This is a genomic window from Comamonas brasiliensis, from assembly GCF_018292285.1.
Classification (GTDB): Bacteria; Pseudomonadota; Gammaproteobacteria; order Burkholderiales; family Burkholderiaceae_C; genus Comamonas; species Comamonas brasiliensis.
The window spans coordinates 167,420-185,430 of the sequence record NZ_JAANES010000002.1; the positions used below are offsets into that span (position 1 = coordinate 167,420).

The 18,011-nt window shown below is 61.4% G+C and carries 18 protein-coding genes; 12 read left to right on the plus strand and 6 right to left on the minus strand.

Annotated features, from left to right (window positions below):
- The first annotated feature begins 102 nt into the window (after positions 1-102).
- The 11 genes from DJFAAGMI_RS09080 to DJFAAGMI_RS09130 all read left to right on the plus strand — a co-directional run bounded on the left by DJFAAGMI_RS09080 (position 103) and on the right by DJFAAGMI_RS09130 (position 11,601).
- Positions 103-1,116, plus strand: coding sequence for a Bug family tripartite tricarboxylate transporter substrate binding protein (locus DJFAAGMI_RS09080; protein ID WP_211456892.1), 1,014 nt, complete (start codon positions 103-105; stop codon positions 1,114-1,116).
- Positions 1,117-1,166: 50 nt separating this feature from the next.
- Positions 1,167-2,087, plus strand: coding sequence for a LysR family transcriptional regulator (locus tag DJFAAGMI_RS09085; RefSeq protein WP_211456893.1), 921 nt, complete (start codon positions 1,167-1,169; stop codon positions 2,085-2,087).
- A gap of 177 nt (positions 2,088-2,264) precedes the next feature.
- On the plus strand, positions 2,265-3,209 hold the full coding sequence (gene rpoH, locus DJFAAGMI_RS09090) for an RNA polymerase sigma factor RpoH (protein WP_034404796.1): 945 nt from the start codon (positions 2,265-2,267) through the stop codon (positions 3,207-3,209).
- Between the two features lie 142 nt (positions 3,210-3,351).
- Complete coding sequence (locus tag DJFAAGMI_RS09095; protein ID WP_211456894.1) at positions 3,352-4,350, plus strand: Bug family tripartite tricarboxylate transporter substrate binding protein; 999 nt, start codon at positions 3,352-3,354, stop codon at positions 4,348-4,350.
- Between the two features lie 248 nt (positions 4,351-4,598).
- Positions 4,599-5,342 (plus strand): sterol desaturase family protein, encoded by a 744-nt coding sequence (locus tag DJFAAGMI_RS09100; protein WP_211456895.1) that lies wholly within the window; start codon positions 4,599-4,601, stop codon positions 5,340-5,342.
- A complete protein-coding gene (locus DJFAAGMI_RS09105; RefSeq protein ID WP_211456896.1) occupies positions 5,343-6,263 on the plus strand; it encodes a fatty acid desaturase family protein in 921 nt (306 codons plus the stop codon).
- Positions 6,264-6,280: 17 nt separating this feature from the next.
- A complete protein-coding gene (locus DJFAAGMI_RS09110; RefSeq protein ID WP_211456897.1) occupies positions 6,281-8,215 on the plus strand; it encodes an iron-containing redox enzyme family protein in 1,935 nt (644 codons plus the stop codon).
- A 31-nt stretch (positions 8,216-8,246) separates the two neighbouring features.
- Positions 8,247-9,185, plus strand: a complete 939-nt coding sequence (locus DJFAAGMI_RS09115) for a DUF6999 family protein (protein ID WP_003051817.1) — start codon at positions 8,247-8,249, stop codon at positions 9,183-9,185.
- 3 nt (positions 9,186-9,188) lie between these two features.
- The gene (locus DJFAAGMI_RS09120; protein WP_211456898.1) at positions 9,189-9,830 is read left to right on the plus strand and encodes a DMP19 family protein; all 642 of its coding nucleotides are present in this window, start codon (positions 9,189-9,191) and stop codon (positions 9,828-9,830) included.
- A complete protein-coding gene (locus DJFAAGMI_RS09125; protein ID WP_211456899.1) occupies positions 9,827-10,417 on the plus strand; it encodes an immunity 22 family protein in 591 nt (196 codons plus the stop codon). The genes DJFAAGMI_RS09120 and DJFAAGMI_RS09125 overlap by 4 nt, the downstream gene beginning before the upstream one ends.
- 29 nt (positions 10,418-10,446) lie before the next feature.
- Positions 10,447-11,601, plus strand: a complete 1,155-nt coding sequence (locus DJFAAGMI_RS09130; protein ID WP_211456900.1) for a hypothetical protein — start codon at positions 10,447-10,449, stop codon at positions 11,599-11,601.
- Positions 11,602-11,615: 14 nt separating this feature from the next.
- Here the strand turns inward: DJFAAGMI_RS09130 and DJFAAGMI_RS09135 are convergent, their stop codons facing one another.
- The 5 genes from DJFAAGMI_RS09135 to DJFAAGMI_RS09155 form a co-directional block, all read right to left on the minus strand.
- The gene (locus DJFAAGMI_RS09135; RefSeq protein ID WP_211456901.1) at positions 11,616-13,388 is read right to left on the minus strand and encodes a putative bifunctional diguanylate cyclase/phosphodiesterase; all 1,773 of its coding nucleotides are present in this window, start codon (positions 13,386-13,388) and stop codon (positions 11,616-11,618) included.
- A 236-nt stretch (positions 13,389-13,624) separates the two neighbouring features.
- Positions 13,625-14,230 (minus strand): SCO family protein, encoded by a 606-nt coding sequence (locus DJFAAGMI_RS09140; protein ID WP_019044193.1) that lies wholly within the window; start codon positions 14,228-14,230, stop codon positions 13,625-13,627.
- A 6-nt stretch (positions 14,231-14,236) separates the two neighbouring features.
- A complete protein-coding gene (gene cyoE, locus DJFAAGMI_RS09145; protein ID WP_052223800.1) occupies positions 14,237-15,160 on the minus strand; it encodes a heme o synthase in 924 nt (307 codons plus the stop codon).
- A gap of 74 nt (positions 15,161-15,234) precedes the next feature.
- Positions 15,235-15,981, minus strand: a complete 747-nt coding sequence (locus tag DJFAAGMI_RS09150) for a hypothetical protein (RefSeq protein ID WP_211456902.1) — start codon at positions 15,979-15,981, stop codon at positions 15,235-15,237.
- The gene (locus tag DJFAAGMI_RS09155) at positions 15,917-16,729 is read right to left on the minus strand and encodes an SURF1 family protein (protein ID WP_211456904.1); all 813 of its coding nucleotides are present in this window, start codon (positions 16,727-16,729) and stop codon (positions 15,917-15,919) included. Before DJFAAGMI_RS09155 ends, DJFAAGMI_RS09150 begins: the two co-directional genes overlap by 65 nt.
- A 14-nt stretch (positions 16,730-16,743) precedes the next feature.
- Here DJFAAGMI_RS09155 and DJFAAGMI_RS09160 point away from each other — a divergent pair, with 14 nt between their 5' ends.
- Positions 16,744-16,986, plus strand: coding sequence for a twin transmembrane helix small protein (locus DJFAAGMI_RS09160; protein ID WP_003051797.1), 243 nt, complete (start codon positions 16,744-16,746; stop codon positions 16,984-16,986).
- A 131-nt stretch (positions 16,987-17,117) separates the two neighbouring features.
- Here DJFAAGMI_RS09160 and DJFAAGMI_RS09165 read toward each other — a convergent pair whose 3' ends face one another.
- Complete coding sequence (locus DJFAAGMI_RS09165) at positions 17,118-17,999, minus strand: cytochrome c oxidase subunit 3 (protein WP_003051795.1); 882 nt, start codon at positions 17,997-17,999, stop codon at positions 17,118-17,120.
- Positions 18,000-18,011: the final 12 nt, after the last annotated feature.

An 18,011-nucleotide genomic window follows, 5' to 3' on the forward strand; every position in this document is an offset into this window, starting at 1 on the left:
TAACCATTGTTGATGCATTGATTATTAATAATATTATTGATTAAAAGAAAAATCGAGCGCTCGAACAAGAAAGCGCATACCTGAAAACCCTAAGGAGACTTCATGAAACCCACAGAACCCGTCAATCCGGGCATGCGCCGCCGCAAGCTCTTTAACCTGCTTGCAACCGCCCTCGTTGCAGTCGGCGCATCGGGAGCAGCCATTGCGCAGACCGACTACCCCAACAAACCCGTGAGGCTGGTGGTTCCCTATGCGCCGGGCGGAGCGACCGATGTCATCGGCCGCGTTCTCGCCAAGCAGCTTTCAGACACACTCGGGCAGCAGTTCGTCGTCGATAACCGTGCCGGAGCTGGCGGCAGTCTGGGGGCGGGTCAAGTCGCCAAATCACCTGCCGATGGCTACACCTTGCTGATGGGCGCCTTCACGAGCCACACCATCAATGCAGCGCTAACGCCTGCGGTGACTCCTTTTGACATCCACAAGAGCTTCGCTCACATTTCGGTGGTTGGCAGCGTTCCGCTGGTATTTGTGGTCAATCCCAATGTTCAGGCGAAATCCGTCAAGGAACTGGTGGCCCTGGCCAAGGCCAGCCCTGGCAGCGTCACCTTCGCTTCCGCAGGCAATGGCTCACCCCAGCATCTCTCGATCGAGATGTTCAAGCGCCAGACGCAGGTGGAAGTCGTTCATGTGCCCTACAAAGGCAGCGGCCCCGCTCTTTCCGACCTGCTCGGCGGTCAGATCAATGCCATGATTGACACCGTTCCTGCCGCACAAAGCCAGATCAAGGCAGGCAAGCTCCGGGCCTTGGCCACCACAACCAAAGAACGCGTCGCCTCGGTTCCCGATATCGCTACTGTGGTGGAGGCCGGATTTCCAGACATGCAGGTCAGCTCCATGTTTGCGCTCTCGGCTCCTGCAGGAACGCCAGTTGCAGTCATTCAGAAGGTCAATTCGGCGTTGAAAGTGATTCTGTCCAGGCAGGATGTCAAGGACTCCATGCTCGCCCAGGGCGCCATTGCCACCTACAACACGCCTGAAGAGTCGGCCAAGATCATCAATGCCGAGTACGCCAAGTGGGCCAAATTGATCAAAGACAGCAATATCACTGCTGAATAAGCCCAGATGGCGGAGTTGCAAAAAGCTGCAGCTCCGCTACCTATACTGCGGTGGTGGAAGCCAATCTATCAACCAAAGACCTGAGAGCGGTAGTCGCTCTGAGCCAGACCAAGAGCTTTGGCCAAGCCGCCCTCCAGGTTCATCTCTCGCAATCTGCGCTGTCGGCCCTGATTGCGCGTGCAGAAGCCCAGATCGGGGCAAGACTGTTTGAGCGCACCACTCGCGCCGTCGAGCTGACCGATGCGGGCCATGTCTTTATCGCTCATGCCCAGGAGATCTTGCGCGACACGCAGCGTGCCTTGCGCGCCGTGACGGACACCGTACAGCTCAGAACAGGTTCGGTGACCGTTGCCGCACTTCCCTCCCTGGCCGCCTCGCTGCTGCCAAAGGTCTTTGCCGAATTCACGCGGATTCACCCCGGGGTGCGCCTTGCCTTGCTTGATACCTTGTCGGGCCCGGCGTTTGATCTCGTTCGTGATGGCAAGGTCGACTTTGCGCTCACGGCAGCCGATCCCAAACAGGAAGACCTCGCCTATGAGCAACTGATGGAGGACCAGTTCTTTCTCATCTGTCCCGATGACCATCCTCTATCCAAGCAGGCAGGTCCCGTCGCGATCGAGAGCACTCTGGACTATCCACATGTCTCCATGCCCAGCTCTGCCAGCGTGCGCCAGTACATTGATGCGGACCTGATCTCAAAAGGGCTTTATTTCGCTCCTGTCTTTGAAGTTGACCATATTGCAACCATAGGAGCTCTGGTCAGTGCGGGCCTGGGCATTAGCGCACTCCCCGAAACAGCCATATCGCTGCTACAGGCCGGCCGCCTCGCGCAGATTCCTTTGTCGGCCCCTGGAATTCAACGTCCCTTGGGCATGGTGATGCGCCGCCACGCACCTCGAAGCTCGGCGGCCAGGAAATTAGAGACATTAATCAGAGCGAGCCTGCACAACCTGGCCTCTCATTCCAGCTAGAGCACTGCTCTGGATGCCGGAAAAGGCCAGGATGGATGGGAATGTGAAAAATTCTCGATGAATCGCTACGAGCCGCCTGCGCCATCAGAAAACCAACAAAAGCTGTGGGAACTTTGTCTTTAGCACTCTCTCTAATGGAGTGCTAATATGAAGATCATGGAAGAAAGGAAACCTGCAATGAAAACTGCCTCCGGCTCCATTGCTACTGCCTTGGCGCCCGCGAACCCCTGGGCGCTGGTACCTCCGCTGGGCAACCTGGATGCCTATATCTCGGCGGTCAATCGTATGCCAATGCTCACCCTTGAGGAAGAGCAGGACTACGCTCGCAAACTCAAAGAACACAATGATCTGGACGCCGCCGGGCGTCTGGTGATGTCTCACCTGCGTCTGGTCGTCTCCATCTCGCGCCAGTACCTGGGCTATGGCCTGCCTCACGGCGACCTGATTCAGGAAGGCAATGTGGGCCTGATGAAGGCTGTCAAACGCTTCGACCCTGATCAGGGTGTGCGTCTGGTCAGCTACGCCATGCACTGGATCAAGGCGGAAATCCACGAATACATTCTGAAGAACTGGCGCATGGTCAAGGTCGCCACGACCAAGGCCCAGCGCAAGCTGTTCTTCAATCTGCGCTCGATGAAGCATGACCTGAAGTCCGACGCCGCCATGGCCGACGATGAACTGGCCCTGCGCGAAACCCTGACCTCGAACGAAATTGACGCTGTCGCTGCCAAGCTCAACGTCAAGCGCGAGGAAGTCATCGAGATGGAAACCCGTCTGGCCGGCGGCGATGTGCTGCTGGATCCTTCTCCCAGCGATGACGGAGAGCAGGCCTTCGGCCCCATCGCCTACCTGGCCGATGCCAGCCACGAGCCTACCGCCATGCTTGAATCGCGTCAGCGCGATCATCTGGCGACCGATGGTCTGGTCATGGCCCTGGAGGGTCTCGATGACCGCAGCCGCCGCATCGTTGAAGAACGCTGGCTCAAGGTCAATGACGACGGCTCCGGCGGCATGACACTGCATGAGCTGGCTGCCGAATATGGCGTGAGCGCCGAGCGCATTCGCCAGATTGAAGTAGCTGCCATGAAAAAGATGAAAAAAGCGCTGGCCGAGTTTGCGTAAACGCCAACTTGCGCACCAAGTCATTAAAAGGCTGAAATGCTGAACCTCAAACCCGGATAATTTCCGGGTTTTTTATTTTTCGGAATCGATGCATGTTTTCATGCACACCGATCACCCATCAAAAATTCAAAAGAGACCTGCCATGCCTATTCGCACTTCGCAAATTCTGAAGAGTCTGTCCCGCCGCAGCCTGATTGCTGCAGGCGTCGCCATGATGGCGACTGCCATGGCTCCGGCCGCCGTGGCGGCTGACAACTGGCCCGACAAGCCCCTGCACCTGATCGTGGGTTTCCCCGCCGGCTCCTCGCCCGATCTGAGCGCGCGCGCACTGGCCGAGCCTCTGGAAAAAAAGCTGGGCCAGACCATCATCGTGGAAAACCGTGTGGGTGCAGGCGGCAATATCGCCGGTGAATACGTGGCCAAGGCCGACGGCTACACCTTCAGCGTGATGATCAACGGCAATATGACCATTGCCAAGATGCTCAACCCCGCTGTGCGCTACGACCCCATCAAGGATCTGCAGCCCGTGAGCCTGATTGGCGTCGCACCGCTGGTATTGGTGGCCCCCTCGTCGGCCCCTCAAGGCAAGGCCTTCATGGAAGCGGCCGCCAAGGCTGGCGACAAATGGAGCTATGGTTCTCCCGGCGTCGGTACCGTGGGCCATCTGGGCATGGAATTGCTCAAGAGCCGCTCGGCCATCAAGGCCGTGCATGTGCCCTATACCGGCTACCCACAGGTGTTCAACGGCATTCAGGGTGGAGATTTGAAGCTGTCCATGCTGCCTCCGGCACTGGCCATGGCGCAGATTCAGGCCGGCAAGCTGCACGGCATTGGCGTGACCTCTGCCGCACGCAGTCCGCTGGCTCCCGGCCTGCCCAGCCTCAAGGAACTCGGCGTCAACAACTTCGACCTGGAAATCTGGAACGCCGTGGCAGCACCCAAGTCCATGCCCAAGGCCCATGTGGACAAGCTGGCGGCGGCCGTCAGCGAGATCGTGCGCACACCAGAAATGCGCCAGAAGCTGTCCATGCAAGGCTGGCAAGCCGTGGGCAGTTCGCCTGAAGGCCTGAGCAACCGCATACAGCAAGACGTAAAGGCGCTGGGCACCATCATCCGCGAGCAGGGCATCACGGCGCAGTAAACACGCCCTCTGAGCCACTTTGCGGCTTCCCACAAGGGGGACGGCAGCCTCGCTGCGCGGCGGCGCTTGCTCGCTGTCACGCAGATGAGGTGCGCCAGTTCTCCTCCATCCCACACGCTGAAGCTACTCCGGGTATCGACTGAAGCTACCGCAGCGTCCTTTATCATGCGCCCGACAGGCATGGGTTTACGCTATGCCGTCGGGCGCATTGACGTTTCTGGGGCTGCGCCACCGCTTTTGGAGCCTTCATGGACGCTGGTACCTGGTTCACACAGCTCAATGCCTGGCAAGTCATGGCTTTGGGTCTGGTTTTTTTCGGGGGTATTTATCTGCTGGGCGGCCTGCTCATGGACGCTCTGACAGCATTTCTCGCCCGAGCGGGCATCGGCAGACCACTGGATACGCGCCCGCTCAAGCCCGATCAATTGCAGCGCGAATGGCGCCAGTCCTTTCATTCCATTCTGATCTTCGGCATCGGCATGATCGTCCCCTGGGGCTTGCTGCAGCTGGGCTGGGCGCAGCTCTCGCCCACGGCCAGCGCCGGACGCATTGCTCTTGAGATCTTTGCGCTGCTGATCTGGAACGATGTGCACTTCTGGATCAACCATCGCCTGCTGCACACCCGCCGCCTGGTGCGCTATCACGGTGACCATCATCGCTCCGTGGTGACCACGCCCTGGTCCACTTACAGTTTTCACCCCATCGAAGCGCTGATGCTGGGCAACATCATCTTGCTGCCCATGCTGGTGCATGACTTCTACTTCTGGTCGCTGGCCTCGGTACCAGTGCTAAGCCTGATCCTCAACCTGATCGGCCATTCCAACTACGATTTTTTCCCCAAGGTCTCCGACACGCACCCACTGGCTGCCAGCCGCCGTCACCATCTGCATCACGCACGCCCTGCCGGCAACTATGGCTTTGCACTGGCCTTCATGGACCAGATCATGCGAACGCGGGTCACGGACAGCGTTCACCAAAGCCCTCGTCGCTGAATGAGCAGGCGCCGCTATCCCGCACTGCGTCATTGGCGCGACTGGCAATCCGTCTTCTACATGCTGCTGCTGCCGCTGCTGGTGTGGTGGCAATGGACGCAGGGCTTCAGCTTCATTCTCTACGGCGTCGAGCTGTTTCTGACCCTAGGTGTGGGCGTGATTCACCACAACCACACCCATGCGCGCATGTGGCGGGGGCGCTGGACCAACCGCCTGACCGATTACTGGCTGACCCTGCTTCAAGGCCATCCCACCTTTGTGTTCTGGCCTGCTCATGTGGCCAACCACCACCGCTTTCGCCACGGACCGCGCGATCTGGCGCGCACCTACCGGCCCGAATGGGGTGGCGATACCAACCATCTTTGGGGCTACCTGATTCACCCGGTGCAGGCGGCTTGCGTGCTGTACCCGCTGTTCTTTCGCTGGCTGAACAATCTCCGTCGTCACTGGCCTGGAGCGTTTCGCTACTGCATGGGGCAATACCTGCTGTGGCTGGGCAGTTGGGGCTTTTTTCTCTGGCTGGACTGGCAGAAGGCCCTGATTTTCATCATCGTTCCCCAGTTGCACGGCCTGCACTGGCTGCTGGCCACCAACTATCTTCAACATGCCCATGCCGATGGAAGGCCGCTGACCAGAGCACTGCGCAATACCCCGGGTATCGAGCTGAACTACGCGCGCAACTTTGAAGGCTTGGTCAACCCACTGCTTTTTAATATTGGCCTGCACACCGCGCACCATGAATGCCCGCATGCCCACTGGTCCGAACTCAGCGGACTGCATGAGCGCATTTACCGCCAACGGGTCACTCCCGCATTGAATGAAGGCGGCCTGCTGCCTTATATGGGACGCGTGTTTGTATTGGGTCTGGTCTGGCCTGCGGCAAGAACCGAGCCGCAGATGCCGCCCGACGCTGTGAAGTAAAAACCTGTTGAGGATCTATGCCTGTCGCCTATTCCAAGGTTTATCTGCAATCTGCCGGCATGTTTCTGCCTGGCGCCCCGGTGGACAACGCTGGCATGGATGCGTTTGTCGCACCGCTGAACCGCATCTCCGAGCGCATCAAGCGCCGCATTCTGGCCGAGAACGGCATCCAGACCCGCCACTACGCCATTGATGGTGAAGGCCAGACGGTCTTCAGCAACGCCCGCATGGCTGCCGGCGCGATCGAGGAGACCCTGGCCCTGGCTGGCAAAAAGCTCTCCGACATCGGCTTTCTGTCCAGTGGCTCCTCGGGGGGCGATGCGCTGATGCCCGGCTTTGCCAGCATGATTCAGGGCGAGATGGCCGCCCCGCCCATGGAAACGCTGTCCGTGCATGGGGTCTGCGCCGCCAGTGTGGGTGCCATGCAAGCCGCAGCCCTGGCCGTGGAAAGCGGCGCCCATGCGCTGGCCCTGTCAGTAGCCAGCGAAATGCCTTCGCGCCTGTTCAAGCGTTCACGCTTTGCGGCCCAGGGCTACGACACCGACTTTGACGCCCACTTTCTGCGCTGGATGCTCTCCGACGGCGCAGGCGCCGTGTTGCTGGGCGGCCCCAAGGCCCTGCCCCAGGCCAACGGACTGCGCCTCAAGCTCAAGTGGACGCACCAGCGCAGCTTTGCCGGCGACTACCCCGTGTGCATGCAACTGGGCATGACGGCCGATCGCGGCAAAAGCCATCTGGACTTCCCTGCCTGGAGCGACGCCGAAGCCGCAGGCGCTCTGGCACTGCGCCAGGACATTCGTCTGCTGCCGCATCTGTTCGATGTCTGCATTCACGAATATGCAGCCCTGGCCCACCAGGGCTGGGTGCCCGAACGCGGCATCGACCACTTTCTCTGCCACTACTCGTCGGAGCGCTTCATTCCCGTGGTCGACGAGCTGCTGGGCAAGGCCCAGCTCAGCATTCCACGCGAGCGCTGGTGGAGCAATCTGGCCTGGCGCGGCAACACGGGTGCAGCCTCCATCTTCATCATGCTGTCGGAGTTTCTGCAAAAGCAGGGCCAGAGCCTGAAAGCTGGCGACACCGTGCTTTGCTTCATCCCCGAGTCGGGCCGCTTTACCGCCGGCTACATGCTATGGGAAGTAGAGCTGGATACGCATACCCAGCAATCGATTGAGGCCAATTTTCCTCAAAAATCCGTGCAGACTGCGACGCTAGCCGATGATGCGCTTCCCGATGTTTCTAGCATCGCCGCACCGCATGACCCGGCCACCGCTCCAGCACAGCTGGCTCCATTGCTGACCGAGCTGGCCAGCATCTGGCAGGACTACCGCAGCAATGTCTGGCGCACTCCCCTGCTGCAGCGCATGCGCACGCGCCAGTTGCAGATCACCGACTATCTGCGCTGGATGAGCCACTGGATTCCCCAGGTGCGCGAAGGCAGTCTGTGGATGCGAGAAGGCGCTGCCTCGCTGACCGGGGACTACGCCACGCTGGCTTCGCTGATCGACCTGCATGCAGGGGAGGAGCAGAACGACTTCAAGATTCTGCACAGCGACTATCTGAAGGCCGGCGGCACCGAGACCGACATCAGCCGCCTGCATCGCAACCCCGGCGGCGAAGCGCTCAATGCCTATCTGCACAGCCTGGCTGCCACGCCCAACCCAATCGGCCTGTTGGGCGCCATCTACATCATCGAAGGCACAGGTCAGCGCATCGTTCCGAGCCTGCTGCCCCTGCTGCGCCAGAGCCTGCCGCTGCCGCCCGATGCCTTCCGCTTTCTCGAGTACCACGGCGCCAACGATGAGAACCATCTGGAGCGCTGGCTGTTGGCCGTTCAGATGGCACTGGAGCTGGACAGCGAAGGCACGGCCCAGCAGGCCATACTGCAGACCGCACGCAACACCGCAGCCATGTACCTGATGCAGTTTCAGCATGTGCTGACCGAGCGCTAACCAGAAACAGCAAGAAGCACCGCGAGGAGCCATGAAGAACGAATTCAACGACCATGTCTGGGACGAGCGCGACCCCAGCCCCTGGCTGGCGCTCTACCTCGACCAGAGCACGCCTCTGCCCGATGACGTCAAGGCCGCCTGGCTGCGCGACTGCAGCAGCAGCTCGCGCCAGTTCTTTCTGCCCGCCATGCGGCCGCTGGCGCGGCTGTCCATGATCATCATTCAGGCGCTGAAGATCTTTCTGCCCAAGCGCTGGTCGCACTCCATGCTGCTGCACCGCCTGCTGGCCTTCGGCATGAAGAAATTTCTCTCTCCGGAGGCCAACTGGCTCATCATGCGCCACTTTCATCTGGGCTCCCAGGTACTGGCCTTCGTCGCCGCCAATGCCCCGACCAAGGTCAGCACCGCGCCCTTGATGCCCATGGAAATCGACGATGTAAAGGACGAGCTGTTTCTCAAGCACGACCTCAACCTCTTCAACTTCGTGATCCGCCTGAACAAGGCACTGCGTGAGAATGGGCAGGAGCTGGTGCCCGTGGCCGAGCCCGACTTCTCGATGATCCGCGAGCCCGATCTCAGGCTCGAAGACATGCCGCGCGGGCGCTTCAACGTCATTGATCTGCAAAGCGCCATCGAGCTGTACACGCCCATCTACCAGTTGCTGCTGACAGACAACGACTTCTGGCGCGCCAGCAACTCGCTGCAGCTCGACGAAACCGTTGCCATCTACTGCGCCAAGATCCTGGCCTCGCCCGAGCATCTGGTGCTGCTCAACAACAAGCACCCCATGGTGCCGCTGTCCACCCTGTATGCAGCCTACCGTCTGGTGCTGCACGGCCTCTCCACTGAGATGCTGCACTCGCTGCTGACACGCATGGCCAACGGCGAGCACCCCATTCCCGCGCGCGAGCTGGCCAAGATGCACCGGGCCGCCGAGACGGTGATGGATCAGACCGCCGCACAAAGCTGAACCATGGACTCACGAAGCAACCGCATCACAGGCGTTCGCATCGACGGGCAGACCATCTGGCTTGCACTCGCGGATGGACGTGAACTGGCCGAGCCCATCAAGCGGCATATCCGCCTTGAAAAAGCCACACCCGAGCAACGCCTGGCATGGGTGCTGACCGATGAGGATCACGGTCTGAACTGGCCGGCACTGTGGCAGCCCTCTGCTGCAGGCATGGTCAGCGTCTGGGACCTGGATCAGGACGGTCTCTACAACCAGGCCATGGGCGCGCTGATCGCCGCCCAATGGGACATCACCCGGATATCCCCGGTCCAGCATGAGCTGGTGGCTCTATGGCGCATGGAAGCCGATATCAACAATGGCGGCTTTCTGCAGTTTCTGGGCAACTGGGGGCTGGCCAACCATCAGCTCACCCTGCAGGCTCTGCAGGCCATAGGCGCGCCCATCACGTGCCAGTGTCTGCAGGACATGTTTGCGGTGCTCAAGCGCTTCGAGGAGGGGCCAGAAAATGTGGACTACTCCGATCTGCCGGCACTGCTGACGGATGCCGAGCATGAGCAGTTGCAGGAGCTCGAAGAAGCCTTCTGGGACTCCCCGGAGCCCCTGAACAAGCTGGTGGTCATGCACTACGGACCCGCCCAATGAAATCTGAAAACAAATCCGGCAAGACCTATTCGCTGGCATTTCGCAAGGCTCTGGTGGACGAAGCGCTGAACCGCACACCTGGCGGCGGCTTTCCGGAACTGGAAAAGCGCCACCGCCTCAAGCCCGGAACCCTGTTCGACTGGGTCGAGGAGCTGGGTCCGACACCGCCGCCCGCGCCTTTTTCCGCATTGCATTTCTGGATCGGCAATACGCCGCTGGGCGAGGCGGAGTTTGGCCGCTACTTCGACTATGCAGACAGCTACTGGGAGCTGGAAGTCGAAGATATCGAAAGCAGCAGCGAAGATGTCACAGGCTGCGGCTTCTGTCAGGATCTGGGCAGGAAGTTTCTGTTCGACGAAGACCTCCTGCTGATGATCTGGCTGCCCGAGCCTGTTCCTGTCGCCGCCTTGGTGCGCCACAGCACTCTGGACTCCGACGCATCGCTCGCACTCATCGTGCAGGCCTGCGAGGCCCAGGGCATTCAGACGGCCAACGCCATGTTTGTCTATGCCGACCCCACCGAGCCAATCGCCGATCCGGACAAGCTCTACAACGGACTGAGCTACATCGGTCTTTTTGACGACTGACGCAATTTCGACGCTTTTTCATCTTCTTCATGCAAGACTTCATCGCCCAGATTTCGCAGCAATGGCTGCAGCTGCCGGATTGCCGGGCCGAACACAAAGACGCTGCCAGAACACGCATCAGCAGCAGCGCAGCAGCCGGCTCCATGGATGTCGAATTCTTTGTGCACCACGGTGGCAACGGCGCTTTCTCGGCCACCAGGTATGAGGAGGCCATGCAGTTGGGCGCGGAGCATCGGCTTCATGCCTGGATCACGCTGCGCGATTCGGCCGGTGAAGTCATACACCATGAGGTCAGCTGCAACCCCGGGCGCTTTGCACAGTTGCTGCACGAATGGCGCACCGCACCTGATGCGGCACCGGCGCAAGTCACGATCCGGGCCACGGCCTGCACGCCATCTCCCGCGGAGACTGAAGCCCGAGCCCCGTCAATAGGTCAGGACCTGAACCTCGCCCTTCTGGACCAGCTCGCGGATTCTCACCAGGCGCTTGAACAGCTCAAGGCCGATGTGTCCACTGTCGACCTCATGCGCCTGCTTCAATCCTGGCCGCGCGATGATCGCGGGCGACTGGCGACACGCACCACCGCCGTGCTCGCGGCCTATGGCCCCGCCACCCGCAAGCGCCAGCCCTGCCTGCTGGTTCGATCGGTGATGCAGTCAAAAATGCCCGGCTGGCAATTGCTTCTATCGTCCGAATTTCTCTACAACTGCCGCCATCAATGGAGCGATGCCCGCTGGCTGTGGTCGCCAGCAGACGTCCCCAAGGACTCCGCGCTGGAGCGCAAGGCACGCCGGCTGATGGCGCAGGGCAGGATCAGCGAGGCCTGCGCACTGTATGGCGTCGAGCTGCACGAACGCGTGCGAAGACTGGCCGCAGGCCAGTCATTCCAGCGCTTCTCGCCTGTACCAGAGCCTTGGGTGCAAGAGCTGCAAGCGGCGCTTCTGCAATTGGCACCATGGCGTCTCGCTGCGGGGCTGCAACGCGTACAGGAGCATCTGACTCAGGCCAACCGCAAGCCGCCCAAGCCCGGGAGCTGGGAGCGCAAGCTGTTCTGGTTTTCGGGCCAGCGGCAGCAGGCACGCTGGGGCCCCGGTGTGCGCCTCGACAAGGAGGGCAAGCCGGTGCTGGACCTGATCGTCACCGCATCCAACGAGCATTTTCCCGAGCCTGACTGGAAGCAGTAGCCACACTCCTTGCGTCACGCCGCCAGCCAGTCCCGCACCTGCTCGGCAGGCATGGCGCGCGAATGCAGCCAACCCTGGAAAAACTCGCAGCCGATATCGCGCAGCAACTGCAGCTGATCGGCCTCTTCGACGCCTTCGGCCACCACCTCCAGATCCAGTGCATGGGCCATATGCACAATGCCGCCCATCAACCTGTCACGGCTGGGCGAGGGAAACAGGAATTCCCGCCCCAGCTTGACGCGCTGCAGCGGCAAATACTGCAGATAGGCCAGTGAAGAATGGCCGGTGCCGAAATCATCCAGTGCAATCGTCACCCCCAGCCGCGCCAGCCCCTGCAGCACCTCACACCCCTGATCGGGATTGATCATGGCCTGGGACTCGGTCACCTCCAGCTCCAGCCATTGCGGCGGCACCTGATAGCGCTGCAGACAGCTTCTGACCTGCTCGACCAGATTTACCTGCCGAAGCTGATAGGCAGAGAGATTGACCGCCACCCGCAGCGGCGTACCAGCCTTGAGCCACAGGGCGATCTGCTTGCAGGCGGCGTCCAGCACATAGTTGCCCAGAGTCACGATCTGGCCCGAAGCCTCTGCCACCGGAATAAAGCGCGCCGGACTGACATTGCCGAGCAAGGGATCATGCCAGCGCAGCAAGGCCTCCACTGCCACCACGGTGGCGCCCTCGACCTTGACCTGAGGCTGGTAATGCAGCTGCAGGCCACCATAGCTGAGCGCCATGCGCAAGCGCTCGGCCAGTTGCACACGCTCGGCCATTTCCTTGCCCATACCGGGTTCGAAAAACACCGCGTGGCCGCGTCCCTGGGCCTTGGCGCTGTACATGGCCATATCGGCGAAACGCATCAGGTCGTCACCGGTCTGCGCATTGTCGGGATAGAGGGCAATGCCCACGCTGGCCCCGAAATCCAGCGCCAGCCCGTCGTGCTTGAAGGGGATGGAGAGCGCCGCCAGTATCTGCTCGCTCCAGAACCGGGCCCGGGTCGCGTTCTCGCCCACCAGCAGCACCATGAATTCGTCCCCCCCCAATCGCGCCAGAGTGCCTTCGCTGCGTAGCTGGGACTTCAGCCGCCTGGCGACCTCTCTAAGCAGTTGATCACCTGCGGCATGTCCGTAACCGTCGTTGATGGCCTTGAAATTGTCGAGATCCAGCTGCAGCAGGGCCAGGGCCTCGCCCCCGGCCTGCGCCAGCTTGAGCTGCTCCTGCAGTTCCTGGCCGAACTGCCAGCGATTGTTGAGTCCGGTCAAGGTGTCCTTGGTGGCCTGGAACTTCAGGCGCTGCTGCATCTGATGCAGCTCCGTCACATCGCGCACAAAGGCAATCGCCAGGCCTTTGTCGTCATCCCCGAAATAGCCCAGGGCAATGTCCACCGGCACGGCATTGCCCTGCTTGCGCTGCAGCCACAGCACGCCGCCCAGACCCATGGGCCGGCGCGATGGCCGGGCAAAATAGCTGCTCAGATACTGGCCGTGGCCTGCCTGAAACTCGGGCGGCAGCAGCATGTCCAGCATCCGGCCTTCGAGCTCGTCGCGCTCATAGCCGGAGATGGCCAGCATGGCGGCGTTGGCCGTCACCATCTTCCCGTCTCGGTCCACCAACAAAATGCCGTCGGGCGCAGCGTCCAGCGCCTGGCGCTCGCGCCGGCTCAACATGACGGAAAGACTCACCCCCTCCTGCCGAGCCGACATGGCTAGTCCCAAGCGGCGCTGGCAATCCGCCAGCGCCAGTTCGGACACGGGTTTGAGCATCGAGGAAAAAGGGCACTCGGCCATACGCAAGCTCCAGACATCCACTCTGGCGTTCCTGCGTGCAGCCACTCCCCATGCCGCATCCACGGCCTGCATGCCCGGCTTCCGGAAGCCGGATCGAGCCTTGCCAAGTGTTTGAAGGCGCCCACTATGCGCGCGGCATCACGGGCTCCCCTTGCGCTATATCAAACACCAACATGTAACAACAGATTTCAAGAAACTTCGGCACCCGTGGCCCATGCGGCCATGGGTGCTTTGCTTCAGCCCAGCAGTGCCTTGACGTCCTGGGTCAGCAGCTGCGGTCCCGCGCCATAGCGCTCGTAGACGCGCAAGCGGCCCTGAGGATCGAAAAGATAGGTGCCAGCCGAATGGTCCAGGGTGTAGGTGCCTTCGACCTTGCCTGGCACCTTCTTGAAGAAGATCTTGAAGTCCTTGGCCACGGCTGCAATTTCGTCGGCCGTACCGCTCAGCCCCACAAAACTCTCGTCGAAGTTGGCCAGATAGGCCTTGAGCACCTCCGGCGTGTCACGTTCGGGGTCCAGCGAGACAAACACGGCCTGCAGCTTGTCGCCATCGGCGCCCAGCGCCTGCTTGACCTCAAGCAGCTCCTGCAGCGTGGTGGGGCAGACATCGGGGCACTGGGTGTAGCCGAAGAACACGGCCACCACCTTGCCCGAGAAGTCCTTGAGGCTACGCTTCTTTCCGTCGACATCGGTCAGCGGAATGTCCTTGGCGTAGTCTGCGCCCGTCACATCCACGCCCTGAAATTTGGGCTTGCTATCGTCCTTGCAGGCGGTCAGTGCGAATGCGGCCGTGCAGGCCAGTGTTGCAGCGCCCATAGCGCGCAGCGCAGCTCGTTTATCCATGGTCGGTCAGGCTAGGTAGTGATCCACCAGCAGCGCGGCAAACAGCAGGCTCAGGTGGATCAGTGAAAAGCGGAAGGTCTTGCGTGCCAGCGCATCCGAGTAGTTGCGCAGCAGTGCCCAACCATAACCGCAAAAGCCCAACCCCAGAATCACTGCGGCAAAAAGGTAGAGATAGCCGCTCATGCCCACCACAAAAGGCAGCAGACAGCCGGCAAACAGCACCAGGGTGTAGAGAAACACCTGCAGCCGCGTGAAGGCATTGCCATGCGTGACCGGCAGCATGGGCAGGCCGGCGCGGCGGTAGTCCTCCACGCGGTACAGCGCCAGCGCCCAGAAATGCGGCGGCGTCCAGAGGAAGATGATGAGAAACAGCAGCAAGGCCTCATGGCCGACCTGTCCGGTCATCGCCGCCCAGCCAAGCACGGGCGGCATGGCGCCCGATGCCCCGCCGATGACGATGTTCTGCGGCGTCAGGGGCTTGAGCACCAGGGTGTAGATCACGGCGTAGCCGATGAAGGTGGCCAGCGTCAGCCATAGCGTGAGCGCATTCACGGCCAGCAGCAAGATGGCGGAACCTGCGGCGCACAGCAAGGCCGAAAACAGCAGGGCCTGGGAATGCGAGAGCTCGCCGCGCGCCGTGGGCCGCCAGGCCGTGCGCTTCATGCGGGCATCGATGCTGCGCTCGACCAGGCAGTTGAACGCCGCTGCCGCCGCGGCCACCAGCCAGATGCCTGTGCAGGCCGCCAGCATGCGGCCCCAGTCCTGCCAGCCGGGAACGCCAGGCACAGCCAGCACCATGCCGATGAAGGCGCAGAAGACGATGAGCTGCACCACCTTGGGCTTGGTCAGCGCGTGGTACTGCGCCCAGCGCGAGGAAGCCGCCATGGCGTCTGGAACAACCACTTTCAACTCCGAGATGTCTGCCTGCATACGGCCCTCCTCGCTGACCATGATTCAGATCACTGATAGCGCTGGCGAGAGCCGGCTATCGCGGATTTCAACAGCTATTTCTGCGCCGTTTCAGCCGTGGCTCGCCCGGCCTCGTCCCAGGAGGCAGAGGCGCGCAGCAGCCGCTCCAGATCGCGCTTGGCCTTGCCGGCCGTGGCTTTGCCCATATCGGCAGGAAAGCGCATCATCCAGTGGCCCTGGGGATCGACCACATACAGATGCTCGTCCAGCGCATGGCCGGCCTCGGGCTTGAGCCAGTTGCCGATGACCGCAGCCGGCACGCGCAGCGTTGTCGCCTGTTCGGCCGCGGGCAGGATGGCCTCGGGCACGGGCTGCTGGTCATCGATGAGCCAGACCCAGTCCAGCCGGTCTTTTTCACGGCCCAGGGTTTCACGCAGCTGGCGCTGCAGATAGAGATGATCCTGACAGCGTTGCCCACAGTCCCCGGCACTGGTACTGATCAGCAACCACTGGCCCTTGAGGCTGCTCAGATTCACGCCGCGCCCGTCCAGCGTCTGCACCTGCACATCGGGCAGGCCTGGCTGCTCGGCAATCAGCTCGCCATAGCTGCGCTGCTGCGAGGGACGCAACACGTAATAGGTGAAGTAGGAGGCCAGCACCGGCGCAGCACAGACCAGCAGCACGGCCAGCATCTTCCAGCGACCGCTGCGCGCCTGCATCTGCCGTGCCTGGCTCTGCGCGGGATCGGGCAGGCTGTGGACCGCAAAGCTCAGCGGTTCATCCTTCGGGCTGCGCTGCGCGGCGGCGGGGGTAAAAGCGTCGGACGAGTTGAAACCAGACATAGAGCAACACCACCAAGACACTGAGTCCGAACCACTGAAAAGCATAGCCGTAGTGCTTTTGCACACCGGCATTGATCTGCGGCCAGTCGCGCAGCAAGCCTTCGCTGGCGCTGCCGCTTTGCACCACGCTCAGGGCCAGCAGCGGCAAGCCGCCTTGCTGCGCCCACAAGGCGATGTCTGCATTCTGTCGGATGCGCGACTTTTGCTCATCAGGGTCTGCCCCGCCATGGGCCGTTTCCAGCTCCATCAGCCTGGACGGCGGCGCCTCCAGCCGGCCCTCGATGCTGACCGTGCCTTCAGGCGTCTGCACCTCTGGCAGGACCGAGCGGTCCATGAAGTTGCGCGGTGCCCAGCCGCGCTGCACGACGACAACCCTGTTCGCGTGAGGTGCACTCAGCCTGAACGGTGTGAGCACATAGAAGCCGGCCCGGCCCTGCATCTGCCGGTTGTCCAGAAAGAGGGTCTGCTCGGCCAGCCACTGGCCCTGCAGTTGCACAGGTCTATGCAGCAGCGTCGCCTTCTGTGCCTCACCGGTGGATTCGGTTGCCAAAGCCACCTCGGCGGCCAGCTCTGCGTTGTGCCAGGGCTCCAGCGCCTGCTGGCGCTCGATGGCATCGAAAACAGCCTGCTTCTGCGCTGCCCGGCCCAGCTGCCAAAAGCCCAGCGATGCAGTGACGGCCACGCAGGCCAGGGCCGCCAGGGAGATCAGGAGAAACCGCCAGAGGTCTGGAAATCGGGAAATGCGCACCAGATAATCCGTTCATGAAATTCGTGATCATTCTCGCTTTTCTCGCCATCTTGGCGAGCCTTGGCAGTGCGCTGTTCTTCATGATGCGCAGGGGCGACGGCGGCGAAAGCTCGGAGGCCGACGATGCCGAACGCAGCCGCAAGATGTTTCGCGCCCTGGCCCTGCGTGTGGCGTTGTCGGTTGCGCTGTTTCTCTGCGTTCTGATGGCAGCCAAGCTGGGCTGGATACAGCCCACGGGCTGGCAGCCCGGGCAATAGCCGGTTGCACGCAGCGTTTTTTGGCACTACAAAAATAAAAGCGCCTTGCGCTTTCCATTCAATGATTTCAGTGCTATTTGATGCTGAAATCAATGCTGGACTTGCGCAAGGCGCTTCTATTTTTGAGTGTCCTACATCCAGTACACCAGGATGTAGAGGAAGACCCAGACCACATCCACAAAGTGCCAGTACCAGGCCGCACCTTCAAAGCCGAAATGGTGCTTGTCAGTAAAGTCGCCCTTCATCAGGCGGATGGTGATGAAGAACAGCATCAGCATGCCGACCAGCACGTGGAAGCCGTGAAAGCCCGTCAGCATGTAGAAGGTGGAGCCGAAAACGCCCGAGTTGAGCTTGAGGTTGTAGTCGTTGTAGAGATGGTGGTATTCGTAGCCCTGCACGCAGAGGAAGACGAAGCCCAGAATCACCGTCATCCACATGAAGCTGATGCAGCGCGCGCGGTTGTTGACCTGCAGCGCATGGTGGGCGATGGTCAGCGTCACGCCCGAGGTCAGCAGCAGCGCCGTGTTGATGGTGGGCAGCCAGAACGGCCCCACGGTCTTGAACGGCTCGACGATATTCGCGGGCGACGCCGTGGCACCGGGAGCCACGCTGGGCCACACGGCCTGGAAGTTGGGCCACAGCAGCTCGTTGGCCAGACTGCCCAGCGCCGGCACCGAGTGCGCGCGTGCCCACCACAGCGCGGTGAAGAAGGCGCCGAAGAACATCACCTCCGAGAAGATGAACCAGCTCATGCTCCAGCGGTAGGACAGGTCGATCTTGCGGCTGTTGAGCCCGGCCTCGCTCTCGCGCGCCGCATCGCGGAACCAGACGAACAGCACGGCCAGCCACCAGACCAGACCGAAGAACAGGGAATACATTCCCCATTCGTGGCCGTTGATCCAGGTGCCGGCACCCAGGATCACGAAGAACAGGCCGATGGCCGCCATCACGGGGTGGCTGGATTCGGCTGGCACATAGTAGTAAGGGGTTGCGCCCTGCGGGATTGCACTCATCACTCGGCTCCT